The organism is Microbacterium sp. BF1, from assembly GCF_019279095.1.
Taxonomy (GTDB): Bacteria; Actinomycetota; Actinomycetes; order Actinomycetales; family Microbacteriaceae; genus Microbacterium; species Microbacterium maritypicum.
Map to the genome: position 1 here is coordinate 1 of NZ_JAGYWT010000545.1, position 1597 is coordinate 1597.

The window sequence follows — 1597 nt, forward strand, 5'->3', positions numbered from 1 at the left end:
AGCCATTCGCGGGCACTCAGCGTGACGTTGCGGAAGCGCAGCTCCAGGCCGCGACGCTCGATCGAGAAACCGGATTTCGTATCGCTCATAAAGTAAGGCTAACCTAAAGTGACGGGCGACGGTGATCATGCCGCTGTCCACGCTCGTCGGCATCGTCGCCGTATACGCGGGCACCACGCTGCTGTGGCCGTTGCACGAGGTGCCGCCCACGGTGCAGTCGGTCGATTTTGCGACGACGCCCGCCGCCGCTGCCACGGTCACCTGGCCGACCGAGGGCGCCGGCGCCGTGGGGATCGCCGGCATGGGCACCGCGGCATCGGTCCCCGATGCGGTGAGCATCGCGAGCATCACCAAGGTGGTGAGCAGCTTGATGGTGCTCGACCGGATGCCGCTCGCGCTCGGCGAGCAGGGCCCCGAGTTCTCCTTCACCCGCGCCGACAGCGTGAAGTACTGGGACTACCGCCGTAGCGACCAGTCCGCCCTCGATGTGCCGATCGGCGGCGTTCTGACGGAGTATCAGCTGCTGCAGGGCACGCTCATGGGCTCGGCGAACAACTACATCGACCGCCTGGCAACCGAGATCTGGGGTTCCGATCGCGAGTTCGCCCGTGCGGCAGAGGTCTGGCTGCGAGAGCGCGGGCTCACCGGCATCACCGTGGTGACGCCGTCGGGCTTCGACGAACGCAACGTCGCCACTCCCGAGGCCCTGATCGCCCTCGGTGAGCGCGCCATGCAGAACCCGGTGTTCGCAGAGATCGTGGGGACCAGGTCGGTCGATCTTCCGGGTGCCGGCACCGTCGTGAACACGAACGGAATGCTCGACGACCCCGGTGTCGTGGGCATCAAGACCGGCACGCTCGTGGGCTGGAACCTGCTCACCGCGAAGGATGTGGTCATCGGCGACACGACCGTGCACCTCTACGCCGCGGCCCTGAACCAGGCCGGCAACGACCAGCGACTCGCCCTCACCCGCTCCCTGTTCACCGAGGCGGAAGCCGCGCTGGAAGCTCAGGCCCCGGCCGTCGCGAAGAACACGGTTGTCGGTCAGGTCACGACCCCCTGGGGTGAGAAGGTCGACGTCATCACCGAATCCGACGCCGACGTGGTGCTCTGGAACGCAGCGACCGCCACGGCCACGGCGGACTTCGCCCTCGGCGACGAGCGCGAGCAGGACGACGCGGTGGGGACGCTCACCACAGCCGGCCCCCTCAACACCATCACGATGCCTCTGGTGCTGGCCGAAGACGTCGAGGGCCCGAGCCCGTGGTGGCGTCTGACCCACCCGCTGGAACTGCTCGGCATCACGACCGACCGCTCCTGACCACCCTCTCCGCTCACGCATCTCCCGAGCGCGTCGTGCGCCTCCCGGTCGCGTCGTACGCCTCCCGGTCGCGTGACCGGCACAGGACGACGCCCCACCCCGAGTGAGCGGAATGGGGCGTCGTTCTGGGATGTGTCCGCAGATCAGGAGCGGCGCTCGACGATACCGAAGGCCACGAGGGCGATCACCCCGATCCCGAAGCAGAGCGCGCTCTGCACGGACAACCATGCCCAGGCGTTGCCGCCCTCCAGCATGCCGAGGATTACCGCGGTCAAC

Annotated in this window: 1 protein-coding gene; it reads left to right on the forward strand. The window is 68.1% G+C overall.

What is annotated here, in order from left to right:
- Positions 1–127 precede the first annotated feature (127 nt).
- On the forward strand, positions 128–1321 hold the full coding sequence (locus KZA10_RS14640; RefSeq protein WP_218683250.1) for a D-alanyl-D-alanine carboxypeptidase family protein: 1194 nt from the start codon (positions 128–130) through the stop codon (positions 1319–1321).
- The last annotated feature ends 276 nt before the right edge of the window (positions 1322–1597 follow it).

Bases quoted from the DNA above. Each gene is read 5' to 3' on its own strand.
- KZA10_RS14640 (WP_218683250.1), top strand. From the start codon at position 128: ATGCCGCTGTCCACGCTCGTCGGCATCGTCGCCGTATACGCGGGCACC.